Annotated in this window: 28 protein-coding genes; 15 read left to right on the plus strand and 13 right to left on the minus strand. The window is 58.7% G+C overall.

Going from position 1 to position 26,755, the window contains the following annotated elements; genetic code table 11:
- Positions 1 to 7: 7 nt before the first annotated feature.
- Together glyS and HFP51_RS06150 are read right to left on the minus strand one after the other, a co-directional pair.
- On the minus strand, positions 8 to 2,383 hold the full coding sequence (glyS, locus tag HFP51_RS06145) for a glycine--tRNA ligase subunit beta (RefSeq protein WP_176874851.1): 2,376 nt from the start codon (positions 2,381 to 2,383) through the stop codon (positions 8 to 10).
- Positions 2,383 to 3,255: a glycine--tRNA ligase subunit alpha gene (locus tag HFP51_RS06150; RefSeq protein ID WP_176874852.1), complete on the minus strand. Its 873-nt coding sequence runs from the start codon at positions 3,253 to 3,255 to the stop codon at positions 2,383 to 2,385. The genes glyS and HFP51_RS06150 overlap by 1 nt, the downstream gene beginning before the upstream one ends.
- Before the next feature lie 134 nt (positions 3,256 to 3,389).
- Here HFP51_RS06150 and HFP51_RS06155 point away from each other — a divergent pair, with 134 nt between their 5' ends.
- The 8 genes from HFP51_RS06155 to HFP51_RS06190 all read left to right on the plus strand — a co-directional run bounded on the left by HFP51_RS06155 (position 3,390) and on the right by HFP51_RS06190 (position 11,477).
- On the plus strand, positions 3,390 to 5,420 hold the full coding sequence (locus HFP51_RS06155) for a pyrroloquinoline quinone-dependent dehydrogenase (RefSeq protein ID WP_176874853.1): 2,031 nt from the start codon (positions 3,390 to 3,392) through the stop codon (positions 5,418 to 5,420).
- A gap of 46 nt (positions 5,421 to 5,466) precedes the next feature.
- Positions 5,467 to 6,486, plus strand: coding sequence for a TraB/GumN family protein (locus tag HFP51_RS06160; RefSeq protein ID WP_176874854.1), 1,020 nt, complete (start codon positions 5,467 to 5,469; stop codon positions 6,484 to 6,486).
- Positions 6,487 to 6,660: 174 nt separating this feature from the next.
- Complete coding sequence (locus HFP51_RS06165; RefSeq protein ID WP_176874855.1) at positions 6,661 to 7,356, plus strand: 50S ribosomal protein L25/general stress protein Ctc; 696 nt, start codon at positions 6,661 to 6,663, stop codon at positions 7,354 to 7,356.
- Between the two features lie 114 nt (positions 7,357 to 7,470).
- The gene (gene pth / locus HFP51_RS06170; protein ID WP_176874856.1) at positions 7,471 to 8,040 is read left to right on the plus strand and encodes an aminoacyl-tRNA hydrolase; all 570 of its coding nucleotides are present in this window, start codon (positions 7,471 to 7,473) and stop codon (positions 8,038 to 8,040) included.
- Positions 8,041 to 8,042: 2 nt separating this feature from the next.
- The gene (locus HFP51_RS06175) at positions 8,043 to 8,561 is read left to right on the plus strand and encodes a GNAT family N-acetyltransferase (protein ID WP_218135328.1); all 519 of its coding nucleotides are present in this window, start codon (positions 8,043 to 8,045) and stop codon (positions 8,559 to 8,561) included.
- Between the two features lie 72 nt (positions 8,562 to 8,633).
- Positions 8,634 to 9,626: an SDR family NAD(P)-dependent oxidoreductase gene (locus tag HFP51_RS06180; protein ID WP_176874857.1), complete on the plus strand. Its 993-nt coding sequence runs from the start codon at positions 8,634 to 8,636 to the stop codon at positions 9,624 to 9,626.
- A gap of 268 nt (positions 9,627 to 9,894) precedes the next feature.
- Complete coding sequence (ychF, locus tag HFP51_RS06185; RefSeq protein ID WP_176874858.1) at positions 9,895 to 10,995, plus strand: redox-regulated ATPase YchF; 1,101 nt, start codon at positions 9,895 to 9,897, stop codon at positions 10,993 to 10,995.
- A gap of 20 nt (positions 10,996 to 11,015) precedes the next feature.
- Positions 11,016 to 11,477, plus strand: coding sequence for a MaoC family dehydratase (locus tag HFP51_RS06190; protein ID WP_176874859.1), 462 nt, complete (start codon positions 11,016 to 11,018; stop codon positions 11,475 to 11,477).
- Here the strand turns inward: HFP51_RS06190 and HFP51_RS06195 are convergent.
- From HFP51_RS06195 to petA, 4 genes are read right to left on the minus strand one after another with little or no spacing between them, the layout of a single operon-like run.
- The gene (locus tag HFP51_RS06195; RefSeq protein ID WP_176874860.1) at positions 11,474 to 12,022 is read right to left on the minus strand and encodes an adenine phosphoribosyltransferase; all 549 of its coding nucleotides are present in this window, start codon (positions 12,020 to 12,022) and stop codon (positions 11,474 to 11,476) included. The genes HFP51_RS06190 and HFP51_RS06195 overlap by 4 nt on opposite strands.
- Before the next feature lie 9 nt (positions 12,023 to 12,031).
- A complete protein-coding gene (locus HFP51_RS06200; RefSeq protein ID WP_176874861.1) occupies positions 12,032 to 12,862 on the minus strand; it encodes a cytochrome c1 in 831 nt (276 codons plus the stop codon).
- Between the two features lie 13 nt (positions 12,863 to 12,875).
- Positions 12,876 to 14,156, minus strand: coding sequence for a cytochrome b/b6 (locus HFP51_RS06205; protein ID WP_176874862.1), 1,281 nt, complete (start codon positions 14,154 to 14,156; stop codon positions 12,876 to 12,878).
- An 11-nt stretch (positions 14,157 to 14,167) separates the two neighbouring features.
- Positions 14,168 to 14,740: a ubiquinol-cytochrome c reductase iron-sulfur subunit gene (gene petA, locus HFP51_RS06210; protein ID WP_176874863.1), complete on the minus strand. Its 573-nt coding sequence runs from the start codon at positions 14,738 to 14,740 to the stop codon at positions 14,168 to 14,170.
- A 149-nt stretch (positions 14,741 to 14,889) separates the two neighbouring features.
- Between petA and HFP51_RS06215 the strand changes: the two genes are divergently transcribed.
- The 3 genes from HFP51_RS06215 to HFP51_RS06225 are packed head-to-tail and all read left to right on the plus strand — an operon-like array spanning position 14,890 to position 16,771.
- A complete protein-coding gene (locus tag HFP51_RS06215; protein WP_176874864.1) occupies positions 14,890 to 15,339 on the plus strand; it encodes a tRNA (cytidine(34)-2'-O)-methyltransferase in 450 nt (149 codons plus the stop codon).
- The gene (hemF, locus tag HFP51_RS06220) at positions 15,336 to 16,190 is read left to right on the plus strand and encodes an oxygen-dependent coproporphyrinogen oxidase (protein WP_176874865.1); all 855 of its coding nucleotides are present in this window, start codon (positions 15,336 to 15,338) and stop codon (positions 16,188 to 16,190) included. The genes HFP51_RS06215 and hemF overlap by 4 nt, the downstream gene beginning before the upstream one ends.
- Positions 16,187 to 16,771, plus strand: coding sequence for an N-acetyltransferase (locus HFP51_RS06225; RefSeq protein ID WP_176874866.1), 585 nt, complete (start codon positions 16,187 to 16,189; stop codon positions 16,769 to 16,771). The genes hemF and HFP51_RS06225 overlap by 4 nt, the downstream gene beginning before the upstream one ends.
- A 151-nt stretch (positions 16,772 to 16,922) precedes the next feature.
- Here HFP51_RS06225 and HFP51_RS06230 read toward each other — a convergent pair whose 3' ends face one another.
- A complete protein-coding gene (locus tag HFP51_RS06230; RefSeq protein WP_176874867.1) occupies positions 16,923 to 17,675 on the minus strand; it encodes a hypothetical protein in 753 nt (250 codons plus the stop codon).
- A 75-nt stretch (positions 17,676 to 17,750) separates the two neighbouring features.
- On the opposite strand from HFP51_RS06230, the gene lipB reads away from it, so the two are divergent.
- The 4 genes from lipB (at position 17,751) to HFP51_RS06250 (ending at position 21,726) form a co-directional block, all read left to right on the plus strand.
- Positions 17,751 to 18,413, plus strand: a complete 663-nt coding sequence (gene lipB, locus HFP51_RS06235) for a lipoyl(octanoyl) transferase LipB (RefSeq protein WP_176874868.1) — start codon at positions 17,751 to 17,753, stop codon at positions 18,411 to 18,413.
- A gap of 75 nt (positions 18,414 to 18,488) precedes the next feature.
- On the plus strand, positions 18,489 to 18,866 hold the full coding sequence (locus HFP51_RS06240; protein WP_176874869.1) for a hypothetical protein: 378 nt from the start codon (positions 18,489 to 18,491) through the stop codon (positions 18,864 to 18,866).
- A gap of 110 nt (positions 18,867 to 18,976) precedes the next feature.
- Entirely contained in the window at positions 18,977 to 19,624 is a 648-nt protein-coding gene (locus HFP51_RS06245) for a hypothetical protein (protein ID WP_176874870.1), read from the plus strand.
- A 38-nt stretch (positions 19,625 to 19,662) separates the two neighbouring features.
- Positions 19,663 to 21,726: a capsular polysaccharide biosynthesis protein gene (locus HFP51_RS06250; RefSeq protein WP_176874871.1), complete on the plus strand. Its 2,064-nt coding sequence runs from the start codon at positions 19,663 to 19,665 to the stop codon at positions 21,724 to 21,726.
- Between the two features lie 3 nt (positions 21,727 to 21,729).
- Here HFP51_RS06250 and queE read toward each other — a convergent pair whose 3' ends face one another.
- From queE to HFP51_RS06280, 6 genes are all read right to left on the minus strand, one after another.
- Complete coding sequence (queE, locus tag HFP51_RS06255) at positions 21,730 to 22,362, minus strand: 7-carboxy-7-deazaguanine synthase (RefSeq protein ID WP_176874872.1); 633 nt, start codon at positions 22,360 to 22,362, stop codon at positions 21,730 to 21,732.
- Positions 22,359 to 23,051 (minus strand): 7-cyano-7-deazaguanine synthase QueC, encoded by a 693-nt coding sequence (gene queC / locus HFP51_RS06260; protein WP_176874873.1) that lies wholly within the window; start codon positions 23,049 to 23,051, stop codon positions 22,359 to 22,361. The genes queE and queC overlap by 4 nt, the downstream gene beginning before the upstream one ends.
- A 181-nt stretch (positions 23,052 to 23,232) precedes the next feature.
- Entirely contained in the window at positions 23,233 to 23,637 is a 405-nt protein-coding gene (locus HFP51_RS06265; protein WP_176874874.1) for a hypothetical protein, read from the minus strand.
- 93 nt (positions 23,638 to 23,730) lie between these two features.
- A complete protein-coding gene (locus HFP51_RS06270; protein ID WP_176876574.1) occupies positions 23,731 to 24,627 on the minus strand; it encodes an Hsp33 family molecular chaperone HslO in 897 nt (298 codons plus the stop codon).
- On the minus strand, positions 24,624 to 25,553 hold the full coding sequence (argF, locus tag HFP51_RS06275; protein WP_176874875.1) for an ornithine carbamoyltransferase: 930 nt from the start codon (positions 25,551 to 25,553) through the stop codon (positions 24,624 to 24,626). Before argF ends, HFP51_RS06270 begins: the two co-directional genes overlap by 4 nt.
- Complete coding sequence (locus HFP51_RS06280; RefSeq protein ID WP_176874876.1) at positions 25,550 to 26,734, minus strand: aspartate aminotransferase family protein; 1,185 nt, start codon at positions 26,732 to 26,734, stop codon at positions 25,550 to 25,552. Before HFP51_RS06280 ends, argF begins: the two co-directional genes overlap by 4 nt.
- Between the last annotated feature and the right edge of the window lie 21 nt (positions 26,735 to 26,755).

Below are 26,755 nucleotides of genomic sequence, written 5' to 3' on the forward strand. Positions count from 1 at the left end.
CCCTTTCCTATCCTTCAATCTTCGAGAAGTCGGCGACCTTGTGCACGGCATCGCGGAAGCGGGCGAGCATTGCCAGGCGCGCAGCGCGCTTCGCCGGATCCTCGTCGTTGACGGTGACTTTCTCAAAGAAGGCATCAATCGGTTTGCGCAGGCCGGAGAGTGCCGCCATCGCACCCTTGAAATTCTCAATCTCGATCGCGGCAGCAACTTCGGTTTCCGCGCTGTCGAGTGCGTCGTGCAATACGGCTTCTTCGGGTTCCGGCGTGTGATCGCTCTCGATCGGTGTCCACTCTTCCTTCTTCAGGATATTCGCCGCGCGCTTATACCCGGCCAGCAGGTTCGCACCGTCATAGCTGCCAAGGAAAGACTGCAGCGCCTTCACGCGAGCGAGCAGGCGGACAAGATCATCTTCACCGCCCAGCGCAAACACCGCATCGATCAAATCATGGCGGACACCCGCCTCGCGCTGCTGCACCTTCAGCCGATCGGCGAAAAAGGGCATCGCGATTTGTAGCAATCGCTCAGGGCCTATCAGCTCAATATCAAAACCATTGGAAAATTTGTCATAGTCCACCTCGGACCCGACGTGCTCAACGCTATCGACCAACCGTGCCACTGAATACAATCCAGCTTCTTCGATGTTTTCAGAAATTTGCTCTGCGGTCACAGAGCAATCGGGTTCCCAGGCATCGGGAGGCCGCAGTTCATCTCTCAACCCTTTGAAATTTTTGGTCGGATAGATGCAGATAAGCCAGTCATTGTGCTGCTCAAGAGTAGTCCAATGCAAACGCAGCGCCTCCAGCAGGACATGAGAAAGAGAAAATCTAAGTCCATTCTGATTGGTGAGCGCCAAAACTGCCAGTGCTTGCCGACGCAGCGCAAACGGGTCTTTTGAACCTGTCGGACCAAGTTCAGCGGCAAAGAAGCCCGTTAGAGTATCGATCTTATCCGCTAAGCTCACTGCAACCGTTACCGGCTCATTAGGTACGTAATCCTCTTGTCCTACGGGCTTATAGTGATCGCGGATTGCAGCGCCGACTTCGGGAGCAAGTCCCTCGTTCGCAGCATAGTAACCGCCAACGATTCCTTGCAGATCACCGAATTCGCTCACCATGCCAGTGACAAGATCGGCTTTGCAGAGCTGCGCAGTCCGCTCAGCCATATCGGCTAGTTGTCCACTAGTCATCTTAGCCACGACGGGATTGTCATCTGTCTGTATGTCTTCGTCTGTAATGCCAATCTTTGATGGAGTGACGATCCCTTCCTCAACCAACCAACGCGCGAGCTTCGCCACCCGTTCGACCTTGTCCGCCACCGTGCCGAGCTTTTCATGAAACACGATCTGGTCGAGCTTCTTTGCATGTTCAGCAAGCGGCGTTTTCTGGTCCTGCTCCCAGAAGAAGCGGGCATCGGACAGGCGCGCCGCAAGCACCTTCTCATTGCCGGCGATCACATTGGCGCCACCATCATTGGGTTCCAGATTCGCGACGCAGATGAAGTGCGGCGAGAGTTCATATTCGGCTTTGAGACAGGCGAAATATTTCTGGTGGCTGCGCATGGCGAGCGTGATGGCTTCGGGCGCAACGGCGAGGAACGCCTCGTCGAAACTACCGAGCAATGGCACCGGCCATTCGGTCAGCCCGGCATTTTCCTCCACCAGCCCCGGATCCTGTTTGCGGGTCAGCTCGACTTCGGCGGCCAGAGCGTTGGCGCGCTCACGAATAATGCCCTCGCGCTCCTTATGATCGACAATCACATGCGCCTCGCGCAGCTTGTCGGCATAATCATAAACACCGTCGATCTCGATCATGCCGTCATGATGAAAGCGATGGCCAACCGTCTGGCGGCCCGACTTGATGCCGTCGATCTCACATTTGACGACGTTATCGCCAAGGATCGCCATGATCCCCTGTAACGGTCGCACCCAGCGCATGCTTTCCGTCGATTGGGAGGCTTCGCCCCAACGCATCGATTTCGGCCAGGGGAAAGCGCGGATGATCGCGGGAATTGCCTCACCGAGGACATCCACCGTCTTGCGGCCCGGCTTGTCGATCACGGCGAACAGCGTCGGTTTACCCTTCACATCACGGGTTTCGAGATTTTTGCGCTTTAGCCCTGTCGAGCGCAGAAAACCGTCTATTGCCTGATCTGGCGCATCCGCTTTCGGGCCTTTGCGTTCTTCGCGCACCGTTTCGGTTTCGCGCGGCAGATCGTGGGCGATCAGGACCAGGCGACGCGGCGTCGAATAGGTTTCGATCTTTTCGGCAGCGAGACCGGCTTCTTTGAGCGCAGCCGTAAACAAACGTTCGAGGTCGCCCCGCGCCTTGCGTTGCATTCGGGCCGGGATTTCCTCCGACAGCAATTCGAGCAGGAAATCAGACATCAGGCGCTCCACCCGTTTTTGGCCATATGGGCTTCGCACGAGCCGACCGCGAGATCGCGGACCCGGCCGATATAGGCCTGGCGTTCGGCGACGGAGATCACGCCGCGGGCCTGGAGCAGGTTGAAGATATGACTGGCCTTGATTGCCTGGTCATAGGCCGGCAGCGGAAGCTCGGCTTCGATGCACGCTTTGCATTCGGCCGATGCGTCCTTGAACCATTGAAACAGGGTTTCCGTATTGGCGTGTTCGAAGTTCCAGGCACTGAACTGTTTCTCATTGTCGAGAAACACATCGCCATAGCTCACGCCATCATCATTAAACGCAAGATCATAGACGCTGTCGACGCCCTGGATGTACATCGCCAGCCGTTCCAGACCATAGGTGAGCTCACCGGATACCGGCTTGCAATCGAAACCCCCGACCTGCTGGAAATAGGTGAACTGGGTGACTTCCATGCCATCGCACCAGACTTCCCAGCCCAGGCCCCAAGCGCCCAATGTAGGGCTTTCCCAATCATCTTCGACAAAGCGGATATCATGCTTGAGCGGATCGATCCCGATTGCGACCAGGCTATCCAGATATAGCTGCTGAATATCGGGCGGGCTCGGCTTCAGGACCACCTGATATTGGTAATAGTGCTGGAGCCGGTTCGGATTCTCGCCATAGCGACCATCGGTTGGTCGGCGGGACGGCTGCACATAGGCGGCCTTCCACGGGTCCGGGCCAAGCGCCCGCAAGGTGGTCGCCGGATGGAAAGTTCCTGCCCCCATTTCAAGGTCATAGGGCTGCAGGATCACGCAGCCCCGCTCACTCCAATAGTCATGAAGCGTCAGGATCAGTTTCTGGAAACTCAGCGGGTTAGTGTCGCCCACGGGTCGGCCTTCGCAGTTGCAATAAATATGGGCGCGGATTGGCCTATGCGGCCGCACGGGTCAAGCAATCTGCCCCCAAAATCCGCCAAAACCGCCCGGCTTGTCATCGAACAGCTTAGGCGTAGGATGGCGCTATGTTCAAAAAACCCATCCGCCTCGCCCTTTTTTCTTTCGGTACGCTGGTATTGATAAGCTTTCTCGGGGGATCCGCGATATGGTCCGTTCTCGGTCTGGCGGACGATCTCAGCATAGATGGCGAAGCGCCCATCGTGCGATCCGATGGGATCGGAATCGGCGAAGGCTGGCCAGCCTATGGCGGCGATCAAGGCGGCAATCGCTATTCGGCGGCGGGCCAGATCACCAGCGAGAATGTGCAGGGTCTCGAGATCGCCTGGACCCATCAATCCGGCGCACTTGAGGGACGCGAAGATGTAATCCAGCGAACGGCGTTTGAAACCACACCCATCCTCGCCGAGAACTCGCTGATCTTCTGCACGCAGTTCAATGAAGTAATCGCGCTCGACCCGGGCTCTGGCGAAGAAAAGTGGCGGCACGATCCAGAAATCTCGCTGGACCTGCGCCCGGCCAATCAATTCACGTGCCGCGGTGTTTCGCATTGGCGTGATGCAGAGGCGGAACCCGATGCGATCTGCGCTTCGCGAATATTCACCGGTACATCGGACGCGCGGCTGATCGCGCTCGACGCGCGGACCGGGGAGTTATGCCCTGACTTTGGCGAAGGTGGAGAAGTGCGCATCGAACCCAGCGTGTCGCTGCGCTGGCCGGGCGAATATCAGATTACGTCGGCCCCTGCCGTAGTTGGCGATGTAATCGTCGCCGGCTCGGCCATCAGTGACAATGTGCGGCTTGAAGCGCCTCAGGGCACCGTCCATGGCTTCGATGCCCGTACCGGTGAATTGGCATGGGCATTCAATCCCGTACCGCGCGATCCTGACGATCCCGCACGTGATAGCTGGGCGGGTGATTCCGCTGATCTGGTCGGCCATGCCAATGTCTGGTCAACCATGTCGGTTGACGCCGAGCGCGGTCTTGTCTTCCTGCCGACTTCGAGCCCGAGCCCGGACTATTTCGGCGGCGCAAGAGCCGGTGACAATAATTACGCCAATTCGGTCGTCGCGCTGAACGGTGAAACGGGCGAGGTTGTCTGGCATTTCCAGACCGTACATCACGACGTTTGGGACTATGACCTTCCCGCCCAGCCAAGCCTGGTAACCGTGTGGCGCGACGGCGAAGGGCATGATGTTGTCGTACAGGTGGCCAAGACGGGTTTGGTATTTGTACTCGATCGCGACACCGGTGAGCCCTTCCTGCCAATTGAGGAACGCGCGGTGCCGCAAGATGGCGTCGAGGGTGAGGCCTTGTCCCCTACCCAGCCCTTCCCGGTAAACACGCCGCCGGTCGTCCCCAATAGGTTGCGGCCATTCGCCGATGCCTTTGGCATTACATTATGGGATCGGCTTGCCTGTGCCGTACAATTCCGCGGTCTGCGGGGCGATGGCCTGTTCACACCGCCCGGCGTCGATGGCCTGCTTGCTTATCCTTTTTCCGGTGGTGGAGCGAATTGGGGCGGTGCGGCCTTCGATCCGCGACGCAATCTCCTCATCATCAATATGAGCAACCTGGTACAGGCCATTCACCTGATTCCCGGAGCCGACGAACCGAGTGAGATTACCGATCTTCCCGATGACGCTGAATTCGCGCCGATGGAGGGCGTGCCCTATGCGATGACTCGGAGAACGATACTGTCTCCGCTCGGCCTACCCTGCAACGCACCGCCATGGGGCGTCCTTGCCGGGATTGATCTCGCGAGCGGCGAGATTGTCTGGCGGCAAACGATCGGAACAACCGAAGATCTGGCACCCGGCGGTCTCGCGCTGGGCATAGGCACGCCGAATTTTGGCGGACCGATCGTCACAGCCGGGGATGTGATCTTTATCGGTGCGGCGATGGACGATTATCTGCGCGCCTTTCATGTCGAAACCGGCGAAGAGCTGTGGAAGGGCCGGTTACCCGCCGGTGGTCAGGCCACACCGATGACCTATGAATGGGACGGTCGCCAATATGTTGTGATCGCGGCTGGCGGTCATGGCAGCTCCGGCACGCGCTTCGGCGACCATGTGGTCGCATTTGCGCTGCCCGAATAGGGAAACTGGTCTTTTCTTTGCCGGTTAAATCGCGGATAGGCGGGGCATGAAAACACAAATCCTCTCCGCCGCTGTTGCTGCACTCCTGCTCGCGGGATGCGCAACCTCAAACACTGCACAAGCGCCCGCTCCAGCCGAACCGGTTGTCGCTGCGACACCTGAACCGGCCGCGCCGGTTGCCGTGGAGGAGCCTGTGCCGACACCGGTGGCGGAAGCACCGGCACCGCTACCTTTAGAAAACAGCGCTGCCGCTCCGGCAACTGGTTCGCCAGCACTATGGCGGATTGCGGATGAGGACACGACGATCTGGCTGTTCGGGACGATCCATGTGCTGCCGACAGGGTTTACCTGGCGCAATCCGACGATCGACGCAGCGATTGCCGAATCCCAAGGGCTGATCCTCGAGACTGTCACCAGCGACGATCAAAGCCAGGCGGCGCTGATGCTCATGCGGTTGGGCATGTCCGCAAACCTGCCGCCAATTGGCGAGCGCGTTGACGCAGAATTGCGTCCGCAGCTTGCCTCGATGATCGCACGAGGCCCGTTTCCCGAAAGCTTCCTCAATGGCCTGGAGACCTGGGCAGCCTCGCTGATGCTGGTTGGCATTACGCTCAACGATCTCGGGCTTGATCCGGAAAGCGGCGTGGAAGAGCAGCTCGAACTGATCTTCGAACTTGCCGAGCTGCCGATCGCGGGCCTTGAAACACCCGAAGAACAGCTGAGCTTTTTCGATCAACTCCCGGAAGATGCCCAGCGGCATTTCCTGAATTCGGTGATCGATGCACCCGAAGATATCCGCGAGGAATTCAACGCGATGCTCGAAGCCTGGCGGTCTGGCGATGAAGACCAGATCGCGATGACGTTTGACGATGATCTGATCTTTTCCGAGACCCTGCGAGACGCACTGCTGACACGGCGCAATGCGAACTGGGCCAACTGGATCGTTGGACGGCTCGCCGAACCGGGAACGATCTTTGTCGCGGTTGGCGCTGGCCATCTTGCCGGCGAAGATACGGTACAGGATTTCCTTGAAGCGCAAGGCATTACAGCGGTCCGGGTTCAGTAAGGCTTTCGCTGCTATTCAGCGGCCACCGCTGCATCATCGCTATCGATGGTGCAGTGCCACAAACTATTGCCAAATCCCCCTCTCCCGCCTATATGCCCCGCTTCCCCGCTATGTGCACCCTGGAGGCGTGGCGGGCGATGAACGACTAACCAACCAGTATTTTGGAGACATCAGATGAGCGATCAGCTGACTTTGTCGGCCGAAGTGCGCGAGCGAGCAGGCAAGGGAGCCTCTCGTGCCATGCGCCGCGAAGGCCGAGTACCCGCCGTGATTTACGGCGACAAGAAAGACCCGGAACCCATTCACCTCAATGAGCGCGAGCTCATGAAGCTGCTGCATACCGGCCACTTCATGAACAGCCTTGTTTCGCTGACCATCGGCAAAGACAAGACGAACGCGCTGCCAAAGGATGTGCAGTTCCACCCGGTCAATGATCGCCCGATGCATGTCGACTTCCTGCGCATCGGCAAAGGCGCCAGCGTTACGCTCGCCGTGCCGGTCAACTTCATCAACGAAGAAGAATCGCCCGGCCTCAAACGCGGCGGCGTTCTCAACGTTGTTCGTCACGAGCTCGAGCTTACCTGCCCGGCCGACGATATTCCGAGTGAAATCACGGTTGAGCTGGATGGCCTCGAAGTTGGCGATTCAATCCATATCTCGCAGGTCAAGCTGCCTGACGGCGTAGCCTCTGCCATTGATGATCGTGACTTTACGATCGCTGGTGTTGTCGCACCGTCCGCGCTCAAGCGTGACGACGCCGAAGAAGAGGAAGAAGGCGTCGAAGGCGAAGAAGGCGAAGAAGTCGCAGCCGACGAAGTGCCAACCACGTCGCAAGGCGATGGCAGCGAAGGCGGCGAGGAAGAGAGCTAAGGCTCCTCCCCTGCGCTTTTTCCACTTTTGGTGGATAGGAAGACCGGCTTGTTCTATCGAACAGGCCGGTTTTCTTTTGGATGGCACAAATCGCGGAAAGGCGATGCACTAGATATGCAATTATGGGTGGGCCTTGGAAATCCCGGTGCGGAACACAGTATGCAGCGGCACAATGTCGGCTTCATGGTCGCCGATGCCATTGCCGAAGTGCATGACTTCGATGCCGTGCGCACACGCTTCCAGGGCTGGACGCAGGAAGGCCGGTTGGGCGGTGAGAAGATATTGCTGCTCAAACCCGGCACCTACATGAACAAATCGGGCCAGGCGATTGGCGAAGCGATGCGTTTCTACAAGCTCACATCCGAAGATGTGACGGTCTTTTACGACGAGCTCGATCTTGAACCCTTCAAGGTCAAGGTGAAGCGCGGCGGCGGAACTGCTGGCCATAACGGCATCCGATCTACCGATGCGCATATCGGCAATGATTTTCGCCGCGTCCGCATCGGTATTGGCCATCCCGGCGATAAAGCACGCGTGACCCGCCATGTGCTGGGCAATTATGCAAAAGCCGAAATCGAACCGCTGACGGACCTGTTGGGCGCTATTGCCGCCGAAGCTGTCTGGCTCGCCGATGATGATGACGCGCGGTTCCTCAACGAGATCGCGCTTAGAATGCAGGACTAGCCTTGGCTGACATCCCACAAATCGAAACTCAGCGCCTCATCCTGCGAGCGCCTGCTGCCGAGGATTATCCGGTCTATCGGGACTTCTATGCCGATCCCGATGCATCAGCCTTTTATGGCGGCCCATTGGACGCTGGCATGGCGTGGCGTCGGCTTGCAGCTGATCTTGGCCATTGGGAGTTACGCGGATACGGCATGTGGTCTCTGGTCGAACGGACGAGCGGTGCCATGGTCGGTGGGTGCGGCTTGGTCTGGCCAGAAAGCTGGCCGCGCCGTGAACTGACCTGGTGGATTGTTCCTGACGCGCGCCGGCGAGGCTTTGCATTCGAAGCGTCCCGCGCCATCGTCGATTTTGCCTATGGCGAGTGGAGCTGGCCACTGGTCGAAACGCATATGGATGATGGCAATGAAGCGGCCCGCCGCCTGGCAGAAAAATTGGGCGGCGAAATCATTGCTCGCGAATTTTTTCCGGATAATCAGGAACGCAACGTATATGGCCTGCCCCGCTCGGTTGGGGATTGACCGGGTGCGTCGAACGCATCGTGAAGCGAAACCTGATCTCTGCTAGACTTTCGAAAACGCAGGAGAATCACCATGCCACCGATCAATCGCCGCCATTTGCTCGCCGGTACCGCAGCCGTCGCTGCCTTATCCGCCATTCCGGCCACCAAAGAGGTTTTCGCGCAGACAGCCACGCCCGACCTCAGCGGTAAATCGGTTCTGATCACCGGTACGTCGTCCGGCTTTGGTCGACTGGGTGCGCTCCATTATGCGCGGGCCGGCGCCAAGGTCATCGCGACGATGCGCAACCTGCCGCGACCCGAAGCGGATTCCCTCGCCGAAGAAGCCGCAGCAGAAGAGCTCGATCTCCACATCGTCGAGATTGATGTCTTGTCGGACGATCAGGTGACCGCGGGTGTTGCCGAAGCGGAACGCATTGCCGGTGGCGGGCTCGATATGCTGGTCAACAATGCCGGGATCGGCATCACCGGCCCGATCGAGCTTCAGGACATGACGGCGACGCAGCTGATGTTCGATACCAACGTCTTTGGCTGCCAACGCATGGCGCGGGCCGTTCTGCCCGGTATGCGCGCAAAGGGCGCGGGCGCAATCTTCAATATCTCCTCGCAGCTCGGTCGCGTTATCGTGCCGGGTGCCGGCCAATATTCGCCGACCAAATTCGCGCTCGAAGCGATGAGCGAGCAGTTGGCCTATGAGCTGGTACCGCACGGCATCGATGTGACGATCATCCAGCCCGGCGGCTATCCCACGCGGATCTGGGTCAACCGCAACCGCTATACCGGGGAGCTGCGCGATCGGACCGCTGAGGAGCGCCTCCAGGCCTATCCTGCGCTCGTCCAACGGATGGGGACAGAAGACGGTTCAGGGCGATCCGCCGACCCGCTGGACGTGCCACGCGCGATTGCCGAGATTGCGGCGATGCCGGGCGGCACGCGTCCGTTGCGCCGTGCTGTCCATCCTGGACGCAAGCCGCAGCTCGAGATCAATCGTATATCGGCCGAAACCCAGGTCGCCTGGCTGGGCGAATCCGGCTTCGGGCCATGGATACGGGCGGTCCACGACTAGGGCGGGCCGATTCATAGTCTCTCTTCGTCATGCTGAACTTGTTTCAGCATCCACTCGTCAAACCGAACAGCCAGTGCCTGTTGCACGGTGGACCCTGAAACAAGTTCAGGGTGACGAGTAACGGACAGCGGAACGGGCTCCGGCCTGCGCCGGAGCACAGCGTATCGCCAAACTGCCGCTTGTCGAACCGCGCGGCTTTCCCTAAGTCGCCAGACGACAATCGTCGGGCGGCTACCGACCTGACGCCACAGATTACCGGGAAAAAATAATGGGTTTCAAATGCGGAATTGTTGGCCTGCCCAATGTCGGCAAGTCGACGCTTTTCAATGCGCTCACCGAGACACAGGCCGCGCAAGCCGCCAACTATCCATTCTGCACGATCGAGCCCAATGTCGGGAAAGTCGCGGTGCCCGATCCCCGTATCGACCAGATCGCCGAGATTGCCGGATCCGCGCAGAAGATTGAAACGCAGCTTGAATTTGTCGACATTGCCGGCCTCGTGCGCGGCGCATCACAGGGTGAAGGACTGGGCAACCAGTTCCTCGCCAATATTCGCGAGGTGGATGCAATCGTCCATGTGCTGCGCTGTTTCGAGGATGACGATATCCAGCATGTCGATAATCGCATCGATCCGATTGCCGATGCTGAAACCGTTGAGACAGAACTGCTGCTTGCTGATCTGGAATCGGTTGAGAAACGGGTCGAAAATGCGAAGCGGCGCGCAACGGGTGGCGACAAGGAAGCCAAGGCCATTGCGTCGGTCCTCGGCCAGGCGCTCGACCTTCTCAAGGATGGCAAGCCTGCCCGGTTGACCGAACCCAATGACGAGGAAGAAGCACGCCTGTTGCGCGAAGCACAGCTGCTGACGGCCAAGCCGATCCTCTATGTCTGCAATGTCGATGAAGGATCGGCGGCGGACGGCAATGCGCATAGCGCGAAGGTTTTCGACAAGGCCAAGGTCGAAGGCGCACAGGCGGTTGTGATATCGGCGGCGATCGAGGCGGAGATCATCACCATGAACGCTGAAGACCGGCCCGAATTCCTCGCCGATCTCGGGCTTGAGGAAACCGGCCTCGCCCGCGTCATCCGTGCCGGATATGAGCTTTTGGACCTCATCACCTTCTTCACCGCCGGGCCCAAGGAATCGCGGGCATGGACGGTCACGCGGGATGCCAAGGCGCCCCAGGCAGCCGGCGTCATCCACACCGATTTCGAACGCGGTTTCATCCGCGCCGAAACGATCGCCTATGACGATTATATCGCCTGCAATGGCGAAACCGGCGCGCGTGATGCCGGGAAGCTGCGCCAGGAAGGCAAGGATTACACCGTCGCCGATGGTGATGTGATGCTCTTCAAGTTCAACGTCTAGACCGCAGGCAAGGCCATACCATGCTCTATTTCGAAGATATCGAGGTCGGTCGGGAGGCGAGTTTTGGCCACTATGAAGTCACCCGCGAAGAGGTGATCGAGTTTGCGACCAAATATGATCCGCAACCCTTTCATCTCGACGACGAAGCGGCGGCGCAGACCTATTTCGGCCGCCTCTCGGCCAGCGGCTGGCACAGCTGCGCAATGATGATGCGGATGATGGCCGACAATATGAAGGATAATGACCAGGCAGGCCTCGGCTCGCCCGGCCTTGATGAACTGCGCTGGTTGAAGCCTGTATATCCGGGCGATGTGCTGCGCTGCGAATCCGAGATTATCGACAAGACGCCATCGCGGAGCCGCCCGGAGATGGGGTCATTTCGCTCGAACGTGAAGCTGATCAATCAGGATGATGTGGTCGTTATGACCTTTGTCTCGATTGGCCTGATCAGCCGCCGACCGGATGGCGAGCAACCGGCCTAATCGCCCTCAAACTCGACCAGCGAATCCACCGACACGCCCGCTTCGCGCAGTTTTGCAGCGCCGCCCAGGTCCGGCAGGTCGATCACGAACAGCGATTGGCCAACCACCGCCCCTGCCCCGCGCAACAGCCGCACAGCCGCCATTGCGGTGCCGCCAGTGGCAAGCAGGTCATCGACCAGCAAGATGCGCGCACCCTGCGGGATTGCATCGTGATGCATCTCCAGGCTGTCGCTGCCATATTCAAGGAGGTAATCCTCGCTCAGCGTCTTGCCGGGCAGCTTGCCGCGCTTGCGCACCAGCACCAGGCCCGCATTGAGTTCGCGCGCCAACGCCGCACCAAACACAAAGCCGCGCGCTTCGATACCGGCGATCGCATCGATCGGCCCGTCTGCCATGGCGGCCAGCCGCTCAACCGACGCGGCAAAGCCCGCCGGGTCCAGCAATAAAGTCGTGATATCGCGAAACTGGATTCCCGGCTTCGGAAAGTCGGGAATCGTCCGGACCAGTGCTTTCAGGTCGCCGTTGCGGTCAGCCCCGTCGGCCATCGCCCTGCTCTAGTGCTTCTCGTCGCGCCAGATATTCTTGTACGACAGGAAGGCCAGGACAGTTGCGAAGATCAGGAAGATCAGCACAGCCCAACCCGTGGACTTGCGCGCTTCCATCGTCGGTTCGGCTGTCCAGATCAGGAAGGCCGTCACGTCATGGGCCATCTGCGCAACCGAAGCTTCGGTGCCGTCTGCATAGCTAACCTGACCCTCGAACAAGGGCGGCGGCATCGCGAGATTGAGGTTCGCGAAATAGCTATTGTAGTAGAGGCCCGTACCCGGCTGCAGCTCCTCGGGAAGGTCCGCCGGTGCATCTTCATAACCAACGAGCAGCGAATAGAGATAGGCAGCGCCTTCTCCACGCGCCTTGGTCATCAGCGAGAGATCGGGCGGATAGGCATTGTTATTTGCTGCCTCGCCAGCCCTCTGGTTTGAATAGACCAGCGGGAAGTGATCAGAAGCGACTGCGGGACGCGTCGTATCTTCGCCGGTCTGCGGATCGATCGACGGAACCTGGATCGGCCATTGATCGGCAATCGCATCGACTTCGGCTTCGCTGAAGCCAAGATCTGTCAGATTGCGGAACGCGACATATTCAAGGCTGTGGCAGGCCGCGCATACTTCGCGGAAAACCTGAAAGCCACGCTGCAGCTGCTGACGATCGAACGTCCCCAGCGGGCCGTCGCTCGAAAAGCTGACGTCTTGGGCGTGGTGATGATAGTCATACGCCGTCGGCGCAGCTTCTTCCTCGTTCATAAACGCGATTGCGCCAATCACGAGCGAATAGGCAAGCACGCCACAAAAGCCGAGGCCGACGAAAAATCCAAGGATGCGAATCATCTATCGAAACCCCTTATTCGGCCGCTGCGGGCTGGGCCGCAGTGGTGTCTTTGCCAAGCACGGCCTCGGTGATCGAGTTGGGCAACGGCGAGGGCCGCTCCGTCCGTGAAATCAAAGGCAGGATGATCAGGAAATGTGCGAAATAGTAGATCGAGCCGATCTGGCTGAGCATTACATAAGGCTCTTCAGCCGGCGCGCCGCCCAGATAACCGAGCAAGGCAATGTCGGCGATCAGGACCCAGAACCAGATCTTGAACTTCGGCCGGAACTTGCCCGAACGCACCGGTGACTTGTCGAGCCATGGCAGGAAGAAGAGCAACAGGATCGATGCGAACATCGCCAATACGCCCCACAGCTTGGCCGGCAGGATGAAGTCTACCGTGAAGGCTCGCAGGATCGCGTAGAAGGGCCAGAAATACCATTCCGGAACAATATGAGCCGGCGTCGAGAGCGGGTTCGCCTCGATATAATTGTCGGCATGGCCGAGATAGTTCGGCGCAAAGAATGTCATGATCGCAAGCAGGATCAGGAATATGCCAACGCCGAAACCGTCCTTCGCGGTATAGTAAGGATGGAATGGCAGCGTATCCTGCGGCCCTTTCACATCGATACCGGTCGGGTTGCTCGATCCGGGAAGATGCAACGCCCAGATGTGCAGGATGATGCAGCCGGCAATCACAAATGGCAGCAGATAGTGCAGCGAGAAGAAACGATTGAGCGCAGCATTATCCGGCGCAAATCCGCCGAGCAGCCATTGCTGGATCGATTCACCGACAAGCGGGATCGCGGCAAACAGGCCGGTGATAACCTGGGTCGCCCAGAAGCTCATCTGACCCCAGGGAAGCACATAGCCCATGAAAGCGGTGGCCATCATCAAGAGGAAGATCACAAGGCCCAGCAGCCAGACCATCTCGCGCGGCGCCTTGTAGGAACCGTAATAGAGACCGCGGAAAATGTGGATATAGACCACCAGGAAGAAGAAACTCGCCCCGTTGGCGTGCAGATAGCGGAGCAGCCAGCCGGAATTTACGTTCCGCATGATATGCTCAACCGAAGCAAAAGCGATATCGGCGTTCGCGGCATAGTGCATCGCCAGGATCACACCGGTGACGATCTGGATGACCAGCGCGAGGCCGGCAAGGACACCGAAGTTCCAGAAATAGTTCAGGTTCCGCGGAACCGGATAGCCGGCACCAACGGAGTTATAAACGAGCCGCGGCAATGGCAGCCGCTCGTCCATCCACTTCATGAACGGATTTTTCGGGGTATATTGTTCTGCCCAGGGGAAACTCATAATGGTCTGCCTTACCCGATCGTTACGGTTGTGTCGGAGGTGAACGCATATTCCGGCACGACAAGATTGGTCGGCGCCGGGCCTTTGCGAATGCGGCCGGCGGTATCATAATGCGAACCGTGGCAAGGGCAGAAATAGCCCCCATATTCACCTTTGTTTTCGCCCGGCGCAGCGCCAAGCGGGATGCAGCCCAGATGCGTGCAGACAGCGAGCGAGATCAGCCATTGCGGCTGCCCTTCGGCAGTCCGCTCACCAAGCGTCTGGGGATCGCGCAGCGACGCCACGTCAACGGCTTCGGCTTCCGAAATCTCTTCCGCTGTAAGATGGCGGATAAACAGAGGCTGTTTGCGCCAAGTGGTTTTGACCGTCTGGCCCGGCTCAATCGCCGAAAGGTCAACGTCAATCGATGCCAGGGCCAGCACATCGGCTGACGGGTTCATCTGATTAACGAGTGGCAGGATGGCAATCACGCCGCCTGCGCCTGCAAAACTGACAGCAGCAATATTGAGGAAGTCGCGTCGGCGGACACCCTCTTGCTCGGGCTGTTCGCCTGCAGTTTCTTCTACATGGTCTTCGCTAGCCATTGATCGGGCCTTCATAGTTCAGGACGTCGATGCAGATAGGTGCCCCCCGGCACCCTCTTGGCGCGCCTGATAGCCGCCCTAAGGGCCATTTGCCAACACCGTTTTTGACCGACTTGTGACAATCATCCAGCGATGCGAATGACACAGGCATGAGAATCGCCCTGTACCAGCCCGATATTGCCGGAAATGTGGGAACAATCCTGCGCACAGCCGCCTGTCTCGGCGTCGCGGTGGATATTATCGAGCCCTGCGGATTTCCGTTTTCCGACCGCAAGTTGAAGCGCGCTGGGATGGACTATGCCGCTGCTGCCAATGTGACTCGTCATGCCGACTGGGCTGCGTTCCACGAATCGCTACCCGGCAGGCTGGCGCTGTTGACCGTAACCGGCGGCACGGCCCTGCCTGCCGCCAAGTTTGAAAGCGATGATGTTTTGCTGCTGGGGTCAGAAAGTGCCGGAGTCCCTGAAGACGTCCATGCAGCGGCCGACCTGCGGGTCCGGATTCCCATGCGTGAGGGATTTCGCTCCTTGAATGTCGCCGTGGCTGCGGGCATCGCGGTCAGCGAAGCATTGAGGCAAAATGGAGAATGGCCGGAATGATCGAATTGGACGCCCAGCAACAGGCGGCGCGAACCACCTTTGAGACCCTGCGCGACCGGATCTGCGCGGAGTTTGAGGCGATCGAAAATGAAGCTGGCAGTGATGCCCGGTTTGAATATACGCCCTGGGACCGACCGGACGAAAGCGGCGCGCCGGGCGGTGGCGGTGTTCAGGGTCTGATCAAGGGCGAGGTTTTCGAGAAGGCCGGCGTCAATGTGTCGACGGTTGCCGGCCAGTTCAGCGAAGAATTCTCCAAGACCATTCACGGAGCCGAGACTGATCCGCGCTTTTTTGCCACGGGAATCAGCCTGGTTGCCCATATGGCGAACCCGCATGTGCCCGCCGTGCATATGAATTTGCGCTTCCTCAACACGACCAAGCGCTGGTTTGGCGGTGGCGCGGATCTCAACCCGCCTATCCCGTACAAAGAAGATACCGATCTCTTTCATACCGCATTGTTGGAAGCCTGTGACGCTCACGAACCGGGCGATTATGAGCGGTTTTCGAAATGGGCCGATGACTATTTCTGGATTCCGCATCGCAATGTTGCCCGCGGCGTTGGTGGCATTTTCTTCGATCATCTCGAAATCGAGGATGAAGAAAGCTTCAACGCCCATCTCGCCTTTGCCGATCATGTCGGCGATGCCTTTCTCAAGGCCTTTCCAGCGCTGGTCCGGCAACGGATGCAGCAGGAGTTCACACCGGAAGACGAGCAGCAACAGCTGGAATGGCGCGGCCGCTATGCCGAGTTCAACCTGGTTTACGATCGCGGCACATTGTTCGGCCTGAAAACCGGCGGCAATATCGACGCCATTCTGATGAGCCTGCCGCCCCGCGCGATATGGACATGACGCTGCACGACATACCCGCCGGTCATCTGGCTGAGGTCGTCACCTATCTCGACATGCGGGAGCGGCCCAAACCAGCGCCCATGCCGAGCGTGCCATTGTCGGTAAAAGCTTGGAAACCGATCGATCTGGCGAAATACCGGATCTTGTTCGAGCGGGTTGGGGCACCCTGGCTCTGGTATTCGCGCCTGACGATGGCGGACGCTGAACTCGAAGCGATCCTCAACCATGATGATGTGGATTTTTACGCCGTCGAAGATCGTCGCGGTATCGAGATCGGCATGATCGAGCTCGATTTCCGGGAAGAACGCCAGTGCGAAATCCAGTTTTTCGGGCTGGTCCCGGAACTGGCCAGTAAGGGCTATGGTCGCTGGCTGATGATGCAGACGCTGGAACGGGCCTGGCGCGCGGATGTCGAGCGGGTGCATCTTCACACCTGTACGCTCGACCATCCGAACGCCCTCGCCTTCTACCAGAAAATGGGATTCGTGCCGCGTGGCCGGGCCGTCGAAACATTCCCCGATCCGCGCCTCGCCGGCATCCTGCCGCGCGACGCCGGACCGCACGTGCCGATATTGGAATGACGGACTGTTAATGCGCACAATCTGTACTCCGGCGCAGGCCGGAGCCTAGGCCCACACGCGCCAATTGGTGTGTGGTTGATAATGGTGATGTCCGGACTGGGCTCCGGCCTGCGCCGGAGCACAATGGGTGCGGCAGGACGCGGTGCTTAGCTCAGGAAAAGACTTCCGGCGTTCCTGATCCGGTTAGCTGCCGGTAGATCGTCACCGCCATCAAGGTGAAGACCGTCGTTCCGGCGGCGCCAACAATTCCCGATATGACAGCGAGCAGCGAGCCTCCGGTTCCAGCTGGCGTTACATCCATGCCGACCATCGCAAACACCGTGGTGAACACCAGGGATACGGCAAGCGAGATCAGCAGAAACACGACCACCACGATCAACAGGAACGCAAAGATCGGCAGTGCATTACTGCGGGTAACGGCAAAGCTGCGTTGAATGGCCGTGAACGGATTGCGGATACCTTCGGTGATCGCAATGACTCCGATCGGCGCGAGCCGCACCGCGAGATAGATGCCAGGCACGATGAACAGCAATATGCCCGCACCCACGATGATGTTGGTCAGGATATTGATCAGGAAATAGAATGGCAGGAATAATATCGCCGCCTTGATTGCTTCGCCCACCGTTGGGCGGTCTGCGGCCATCACCAGCGTCCAGATCGCCAACTGACCGGCCATCTGGATCACGCTGGCAAGGATGATCAGCGGCAGATAGGGCTGCACAACGGCAACAATTGCATCAAGGCTGGACATGTCCGTGATCGCCGGCATGGTGAAGGACAGGACAAGTCCGGGAAGCAGGAAGAAAACGCCGGCAATTGCGATGAGCAGCTGCATATTGCTGCCCAGCATTTGGCGGACTTCATCCCAACCTGCGCTTGGGGAAAATCGAAGGGTATCAGCCATGGCATCCTACATGCGTCCGGATTGGCCGACGCACAAGCCCTTGATCGCAGCCGGTTGCCCCCGCATCTAGGGCGCGTGACGGATTTGAGCGATATCGAATGGCGGGTTTCTCCCGGATTGACGGAGTATCCCGACGCGCTAGCCGAAATGGAAGCGCGGGCGGCCGCCATCCAGCAGGGCGAAGCGCGCGAGCTTATCTGGCTGCTCGAACATCCGCCGCTCTATACCGCCGGGACGAGCGCCGATCCGACCGAGCTGCTGTCAGGTGACAGATTTCCGGTGTTCACCGCCGGGCGCGGCGGGCGTTACACCTATCACGGGCCCGGGCAGCGGATTGTCTATGTGCTGCTCGATCTCACCAAATATGGCCGCGATGTCCGCCATTATGTCCATTCGCTCGAAGGCTGGGTCATCGATTGCCTTGCGGCGCTTGGGGTGCCGGCGCGGCGTGCAGAGGGGCGGATCGGCATCTGGACCGATGATGGCGATGCCGAAGCCAAGATCGGTGCGATCGGCGTGCGGATCCGGCGCTGGGTGAGCTTTCATGGCTTTGCGATCAATGTCGCGCCCGATTTGTCGCACTTTGACGGGATCGTGCCCTGCGGTATCTCGGAATATCCGGTAACAAGCCTGGAAAAGCTGGGCGGACCAGCGGCGATGAAAGGTGTCGACCAGGCCATCGAACAGACATTCAGCACCTTTATCGATACTCTCGCCGCCGATCCGATTGATAGTTGACCACGATAGCAAGCCGGATGATCTTGTGACCCGAAATCCGGGCCGCTATCCAGCATCGTGAAAAGGGAGACAGTGATGCGTGTTTCAAAATCATTTCTGGGCGGAGTAACGGCAATCGTTGCGGCGCTTTCGTTGGCCGCTTGCGGCGGCGGTACCGAGACCGAGACCAGTGACGAGAATACCGCGGTAACTGATATCGATCCTGGCGAAGGCGATGGGACGATCAACGATACAACGCTGATTGACGGTACGATCGGCGCTGAAGAAGCGATGGGCATGGAAAGTCGGATGCCGGCTGATGCCGCAGATGCGCCGGCAGCACCGAGCGGATCAAATGATGAGGCCGGAGCAGAAACCGACGCACCAGCCGAACCGGATCCGGAACCAGAGGCCGAAGCACCCGCGCCAGAACCCGAGGCGAGTGAGCCTGAAGAAACCGCAGCCGAGGAATAAGCAGGGCTGGCAGCGGGACCAAGTGAGTCGCACCAGCGATGAATGGGTCCTGGCGACCTGACCCCGAGATCATGCTGACATATAAGGGCCCGGAGTGAAGGAGAGTATCAATGCGTAGATTCGGCAAGATTCTGACAGCGGTTACGGCCTTTTTCGGCGTCACTGTCGCCATGCCTGCCTCAGCCCAGATATTCTTTTATCCGCCTGAACATGAAGGCCAGCCCGTCATGGGTGCAGAACCTGGACTTTTTGTTCCATCGATGGCCGATGGCCAGGCACCTGATATTCGCGCCAATCTCGTTTGGAATCTGCGCTCAAGCTTGAATGTTGCGGCCCTGAATTGTCAGTTCTGGCCGTCGGTAATGTCAGTTGACAACTATAATGCGATCCTGACCCACCATTCGGATGAACTCAACGAAGCCTATGAAGGATTGAAAGCCTATTTCCGTCGGACGCAAGGTCGCCGTTGGCAGTCCGTGATGGATGAATATACGACGACCATGTATCAAAGCTATGTGCGTGTGGGTTCGCAACGCAGCTTCTGCCACTCGGCCGCCGAGATCGCGCGCGACGCTCTGGCTCGGCCGAAAGGGCAATTGTACCTGACTGCGCAAACCAGAATGCGCCAGATGCGCAACAGCCTGGTATCCTATTCGGATGCGATAATGCCCTATCATGCGCCTGTTCCATTGCCGCCCCTGCTGCGGCTGGATGAGCGATGCTGGCGCGGTAGCAGTTACAACACGCGGCGCTGCTAACCTTGCCAAAATCATCGGGGGCTTGCATTTCGCCCCCAATGGCTGATCCCGTTCATTATCGCATTGGCGCGCATCACCTGCTTGTGCCGGGACGTGGCGTTGCAGCTATCCGCAATCTTGAAGCGTTTCTGCCTGAGGTAGAATCGATAGAGAGACGCGGCTCACCGACATCTCGTGCCGATGCAGTGGCCGGCTGGGGATACAAGCCAACAGCAAAGCGCGCGCGCGCGATCGCTGAGAGTAAAGCCCTGCCCTATATTGCCTTGGAGGATGGTTTCTTGCGCTCCATTGGTCTGGGCGAAGCTGGCGCACCGCCGCTCAGCCTCGTGGCAGACGATGTTGGAATCTATTATGATGCCCGCAAACCTTCGCGTGTCGAGTTATTGCTCGAAGAAGGAGGGTGGCAGACGCCCGAGCTGCTGGATCGCGCCCGCGCGGCAATGGAACGGATTGTTGAAACTGGCCTCAGCAAAACCAACAGCGCTCCCAGGCTGGATGATCGCTTGCTCCCAGCAACTGACCAAAAACGCGTGCTGGTCGTCGATCAGACACTTGGCGATGTTGCGATTGAGGCCGGTCTTGCTGACACGGCTCGATTTGCCGAAATGCTGGCGGTGGCGAAGCGGGACGAGCCAGACGCGGAGATCATTGTCAGACGCCATCCTGCGGTTGCCGCTGGCCTGAAAAAGGGGTGCATCCCGACGGACGCTCTAGAGGGTGTGACGCTGCTGGACACCGAAGCGCGCGCCGCCGACATTCTGGCGCAGGTCGACAGCGTCTATTGCGTGACGAGCCTGATGGGATTCGAAGCGCTCATTGCCGGAAAGCCAGTGCGATGCTTCGGGATGCCATTCTACGCAGGTTGGGGAGCGACGCGCGACGAGATAGGTTGTGACCGTCGCTCAGCGCAACGATCTGTGGTGGAGATATTTGCCGCCGCCTGCCTTCTCTACTCCCGCTATGTCGACCCGATAAGCGGAGCATCCACGACCCTTGAAGCCACAATCGATCGCCTCATTGACTGGCGTCGAATTGCAGATCGAAATGCAGGCCATTTTTCCGCGACGGGTTTCACACCATGGAAACGGGCGGCGGTTCGAAACATGTTGGCGGCACCGAGAAACTCAGTGCGCTTTCATCGATCCGTCGCCGCGGCCCAACGCGATGCCGAGGCCAACACCGGCAAGACCCTGATCTGGTCCGGCAAGGAAGATACCGCCAAGCGCGATCAGCTTCGCGGAGGATCAGCACCGGTTTGGCGAATGGAGGACGGATTTCTGCGGTCGCGCGGGCTCGGCTCCGACTTCCACCTCCCCGCATCGATCGTTATCGATGACCGGGGGATGTATTTTGACCGGCATGACAGTTCGCGGCTGGAAATGATCCTCGAACACCATGACATGCCGAATGATCTGCTCAATCGGTCGAAACTGTTGCGCGAGATGCTCGTAGCTGCCGGTATCAGCAAGTATAATGTGGGCGGCGCCGCAGAAATCGACGCTCCCAAAGGCAAGGAAAGAATTCTTGTCGTCGGGCAGGTCGAAGATGATCGTTCAATTGAACGCGGCACTGCCGACATCAAAACAAATCTCGGCCTGTTGAAGGCGGTTCGCGCTGACAATCCAGACGCCCATATCGTCTACAAGCCGCATCCCGATGTGGAAACGGGCAACCGTGCCGGGCGTATCGATCCGGCAACCAGCGATGCTGTCGCGGATCAAACGGTTCGCCATGCGAATATCGATACCTGTATTGCAGCCTGCGACAGCCTTGCCACGATGACATCGCTTGCCGGTTTCGAAGCTCTGATGCGCGGCAAGAAGGTTATGGCGTATGGCGGACCTTTTTACGCCGGTTGGGGGCTGACTGAAGATCGCCTGTCATTCGACCGCCGCTCGCGAAACTTGTCATTGGACGCATTGGTAGCGGGTACTTTGATACTGTACCCGCGATACATCCATCCACCGACCGGACTGCCCTGCACACCGGAGGAGATTGTCGGATGGCTAGCAGAAGATGCGCCTGATCCGGGGCATAAAAGATTGCGCTGGATACGCGCGCTCTGGAATAGCATCAGCGGTGCAAAACCGGTCCGCTATTAGCGCTTAGGGAATCCCCAGCATCTTGTGAGTTTGCAGTGTCAGCCGCCATTTCGGGTGGTCCTGCACATAGGCCATTGCTGCCTGCATCGCGGCTTCACCATTCTCGCAATCCATTGGTTGGATGAGAAAATTCGGGAAATCCCAAGCGAGAAAATCGTCCGGCTCAACACCGTTTTGCGGCCACACTAGCTTGAGCTCATCCCCGCTGCGTTGAATAACATCGCTACCCGCCTTTGGGCTGATGCAAAGCCAGTCGATACCGTCAGGAGCAGCAATGGTACCATTGCTCTCGACCGCGATTTCAAAACCCGCACTGTGCAACGCTTCGATCAAAGGCGCATCGAGCTGCAGCAACGGCTCTCCCCCGGTGCAAACGATATAGGCCTCGGTGCGATCCTCGCCCCAGAGCTCGGCGGCCTTGTCCGCTACGGCCGCAGCATCCGAATATCGCGCGCCATTCTCTCCATCCGTGCCGACAAATTCGGTATCGCAAAACTGGCAGACCGCCGTTGCGCGATCCTGCTCACGCCCGGTCCACAGATTGCACCCGGCAAAGCGCAAGAAGACAGCGCGTCGCCCGGCCTGAACCCCTTCGCCTTGGAGCGTAAGGAACATCTCTTTGACGGCGTAGCTCATGGCTGCGCGGCGTATGTGGTTGGATCGACAAGTCCGGCTTCGGCAAAACCCTTGGTCCGCAAGCGGCAACTGTCACATAATCCGCAATGCAAGCCCTCCGGGGTCGGATCGTAGCAGGACCAGCTCATTCCGGCATCGAGACCGAGGCGATTGGCCTCCGCGGCAATGTCCGCCTTGCTCATATCGATGAGCGGGGTCTGGATGCTGAAGCGATCCCCTTCAACGCCGGCCTTGGTCGCCAGGTTCGCCATTGTCTCGAAACTTTCGATAAAGTCAGGGCGACAGTCCGGGTAGCCGGAATAGTCGAGTGCATTCACGCCGATAAATATATCCCGCGCATCCACTACCTCAGCCCAGCCGAGGCACAGCGACAGGAAAATGGTGTTGCGCGCCGGGACATAGGTGATCGGAATGTCATCTCCGACGCCCTCTTTCGGCACATCGATATCGGCGGTCAGCGCAGAACCACCAAATTGCGATAGATCGAGCGGCAGGACGATATGGCGCTCAACATCGAGCGCTGCTGCGACCCGAGCAGCCGCGTCCAGTTCGATCCGGTGTCGTTGGTTATAGTCAATCGTCAAGGCAAACAGGCGATAGCCAGCCTCGCGCGCCAATCCGCCCGTGACCATGGAATCAAGCCCGCCCGAAAGGAGCAAGACCGCATATTTGTCGCCTTTATCTGCCATCGGCGTCGCAGCTATGCCTGTCCGCTGCCCCGTGCAAGCTTTCGCGCAAATAAAAGACCGCCCAAAAGGGCGGCCAGGATTGGGCCAAAGGCCCAGCTAGGGAGGAAATTGCGCCCATGAGCGCGCATGCAGCTTTTTATCCAAACATGGTAAATAGCCGGTTAACGACCGAGAAAAGTTGCTAGCTGCATTCCCCGACCCGGCGCGCTTCGTAACTGGAATTGAACGGACTTCCGCCATCAATCCCCTGGGTACTGATACGCACAAGACGTGGCGTTTCGACCGATACGGACGTTTGGCCCCAACCGGACCCCGTACATTCATATCGCACCGTTACCGAACGCCCATCTTCGCTGAGGACACGGCGCGGACACATCTGACCGGGATGGCGGATTTGCAGCAAACGCGCAGGATTGCGGACGCAGATTTGGCTGCGAGCGCCGGACCGACCAAGGTCGCGCAATTCCCAGCTGCCGCTCTGTACGCCGGCAATTGCCGCGGGAGCCTGCGCAACGCTAGGCGTCGCGAGCAGGAAAATCGCTGCCGCACCCGTAAGGATAGGCTTTATCCGATGAAATCGGCGCATGTTCACTCCCAAAAGCGGATAGCAGCATTTCGCTATCACGGCCTCTATATAGGGAAAACAAGGTGAACCAACCCTGAAACTACTATATTTACTTTATAATTCAGCAACTTCTATAGGAAAGCTGCGTGCACAAAACTCGCAATCCACGCGAATCACGCCATCCTTATCGGCCATTTCAGCATGTTCTTCGGCACTGAATTGGCTGACCACCTGACGGATATGGACCGGGTCGCAGCGACAGCCCCGGCCAAGCGGCGATTGCGGAAGCACCCGAATCTCGCCTTCATCGTGGAAAAGTCGCCAGATCAGCGCATCCAGAGCGAGCTCCGGATTGGCGAGTTCACCATCCGTGACTGTCTCACCCAATGTGCGGATATGTTCCCATTCGGGATGATCGAGGCGCACATGCAGCCTTTCGCGACCCTCTTCGCCTTCTGCGAGGTGCTGCAACAACATTCCTCCGGCAACCCAACGGCCATTCTCATGCTGTTTCACCGAGATTCGGATCAAGCTCGGAATTTGTTCTGACTGGACGAAATAATGCTCTGCAGCCTCCGCCAGGGATTCCCCTTCCAGCGGTACGATGCCCTGGTACCGCTCGCCGGTTACAGCCTGATCAAATGTGATCGCCAGATAGCCTTGCCCGAACAAAGAGAAGAGTGAGGGGTCGACCGGCGCAGCCGCCAATCGCTCAGGATCATGCCGCACATAACCGCGCAGCTCACCGCCTTTATAGTCTGCGACCAGGAGCTCAACCACGCCATTTTGAGTCTGTGCCTGGATCGTCAGCTGGCCGCCCGCTTCTTTCAATGTCGAGCCGAACAAAGCCGCTAGCACAAGAGCTTCACCCAATAGCTGCGCCAGAGGTTTGGGATAGGCATGGGCTTCCAGCACCTCGTCGAGAACCGGTCCGATCCGAACAATCCGGCCACGCGCATTGCGTCCCGGAATGGAAAAACCGAGCGCCGTATCCGTCGTACTCGCGGTCATCCGATCTTGCCGAAACACCAGCGCAATATGGCTTTTTGTGCGTGGAGGCGGTTCTCCGCTTCATCCCAGATTGCCGATTGCGGTCCGTCGATAACCTCTGAGGTCACTTCTTCACCACGATGGGCAGGCAAGCAGTGAAGGAAGATCGCGTCGCCTTTCGCCCCAGCCATGACCTCTTGCGTAACCTGGAATGGCTCAAGCGCGGCCAACTTTGCGTCGCCGCCTTTTTGACCCATGGAAATCCATGTGTCGGTGACGACAACATCGGCATCGGCCACTGCCGCCATCGGGTTACGGGTGATCTCGACGGTTCCGCCGCGTTGGCGAGCTGCGGTCACTACTTCAGGATCGGGCAACAGGCTTTCCGGGCAGGCAACATGCACGTCGAATTTGAGAATACTGCCTGCTTCGATGATCGATGTGAGAACATTGTTGCCGTCGCCGAGCCACGCCCATTTTGTGCCGGCCAACCGGTTCAGACGCTCCAACACGGTCTGCATATCGGCCATGATCTGACAGGGATGCGAGCGATCGGTGAGCCCGTTGATAACAGGAACAGTTGCATGCTCTGCAAGCTCCAACAATTTGTCATGATTGTCCGTACGAATCATGATCGCATCGACATAGCGCGACAGGACGCGCGCTGTATCGGCGATCGTTTCTCCACGGCCAAGTTGCATCGTGCCGGATTCCAATACCATGGATGAACCGCCAAGTTGACGTATTCCCATGTCGAACGACGTTCGCGTGCGGGTTGAGTTCTTCTCGAACAGCATGGCCAGTGTGTGACCGCCGAGCGACGCGTTTTCGTCTGCCAATCCCTTCGGTTTACCCCCGCGCGCAGCCTTGCTGGTCAGGGCATCGTCGAGAATTGCGGCGAGCGCATCGCCGCTGAGATCGGCCAGATCGAGGAAATGGCGCGTCATTGCTCTGGCGCCTCAAACTCCCGAGCCGCCGAAGACAGCAGCTCGATAAATTCGGTGATGTGGCTTTCCTCAATGTTAAGCGGCGGCAGGACGCGCAGGACATTGTTTGCCGCTGCCACGGTCAACAATCCACGCTCGCGCAGAAAGGGAACCAGCGGCTTGCTGTCGACCTTCATCTTGATGCCGAGCATCAATCCCATGCCTTGGACGCTTTCGAACAAATGGTCATGATTTGGAATCATCTGCTCAAGCGCCTGGCGCAATCGATCGCCCATCGCTTTCACATGATCAAAGAAGCCGTCTTCCAGGATCACATCGAGGACCGCTTCACCGGCCGCCATCGCCAGCGGCCCACCGCCATAGGTGGAGCCATGCGTGCCAACGACCATGCCAGCCGCTGCTTTTTCTGTCGCCAGACAGGCGCCGAGCGGAAAACCGCCAGCAATGCCTTTTGCCGAGGCGAGAATATCCGGCTCGATCCCATATTGCTCATGCGCGAAGAAGGTACCGGTCCGGCCATATCCGCACTGCACTTCGTCCAGCACCAGCATTAGCCCATGCTCATCAGCCAGCTTGCGCAGACCCTGCAGGAATTCCGGGCTCGAGGGGCGGATACCGCCCTCGCCCTGAATGGGTTCGACGAGGAAACCGGCGGTCTGCGCGTCGACCGCCGCTGCCGCAGCATCCAGATTGTTGAACTCAACCGTTTCAAAGCCAGGCAGGACCGGTTCGAAGCCGCTCGTCATCTTTTCGGAGCCCGCTGCACTGATTGTCGCCATCGTCCGACCATGAAAGGCCGATGCAAAGGTGATCAGTTTTTTGCGTTCCGGAGCGCCATTGGCGAAATGATAGCGACGCGCAGTCTTGATCGCACATTCCACCGCTTCCGCGCCCGAATTGGTGAAGAATACCGTATCGGCGAAACTGTTGTCGCAGATGCGCTGCGCCAGATGCTCGCCCTGGGGGGAACCATACATGTTCGAGACATGGACAAGCTTCGCCGCCTGGTCCTGAATCGCCTTGGTCAGATGCGGATGACTGTGGCCCAGCAGGTTCACCGCGATACCGCTGGCAAAATCCAGATATCGCTCGCCTTGCTCACCAATCAGATAGGCACCCTCGCCGCGCACCGGCCGAACCGGGCTGCGAGGATATACGGGCATCAGAGGCGTGATCGTCATCGAATTGTTCCAGTCGGTATT

The sequence above is a fragment of the Parasphingopyxis sp. CP4 genome (genome assembly GCF_013378055.1).
GTDB lineage: Bacteria > Pseudomonadota > Alphaproteobacteria > Sphingomonadales > Sphingomonadaceae > Parasphingopyxis.